At 35.5% G+C, this 608-nt stretch carries 1 protein-coding gene; it reads right to left on the bottom strand.

Annotation, left to right across the window (positions count from 1 at the left end):
* Nucleotides 1-5 precede the first annotated feature (5 nt).
* Nucleotides 6-608 (bottom strand): GGDEF domain-containing protein (locus A3761_RS24560; protein WP_068751088.1); only part of this gene is annotated, 603 nt, incomplete at its 5' end.

Here is a 608-nt window from a genome sequence, read left to right as displayed (position 1 = left end):
CATATTCAGTATAGTATTGCCCTATTTCGCCCATTTTTTTTCGCCTTAAATAGCGCTGAATCAGCTTCCTTAAATAAGACATCGAATTCATTTTTATTATCTTTATTTATACTTACACCAATGCTGACGGTGATATTAACACCATTAATCTTTGTTGTTTCAATATCGCACCGAATTTTTTCAGCAATGTTTAATGCGTTTGCATCATCAATGTCGGGTAAAACTAAAACAAACTCTTCTCCCCCATATCGTGCAACGACATCATGCTCTCTGTGACTTTTGAGTAGAGTTTTGCCTAAGTGCTGCAAAACATCATCTCCAAAAGCATGCCCATAAGTGTCATTAATGTTTTTAAAGTAATCTATATCTATGATCATCAGCGCAACTGATGACTTGTTTCTCTGAGCTTGAGAAAATAGCCTACCTGATCGGTTATTAAGCTCTCTTCTATTTAATAAACCCGTGAGAGGATCTATTGTTGCCATTTCTAGAAGTTCCTGACTTTGTTTTTCTAGTAGTTCTTTTGTTTCAATGAGTTCTTGATACAACTTGTCTCTATTGGAGCAGTCAAGAAGTGACCAGTAAGTAGTGTGTTCTTTATCTAAACT

This window comes from Oleiphilus sp. HI0123 (assembly GCF_001635315.1).
Note: the sequence above shows the minus strand (reverse complement) of the source record. Positions and strands in the feature narration are given on the sequence as shown.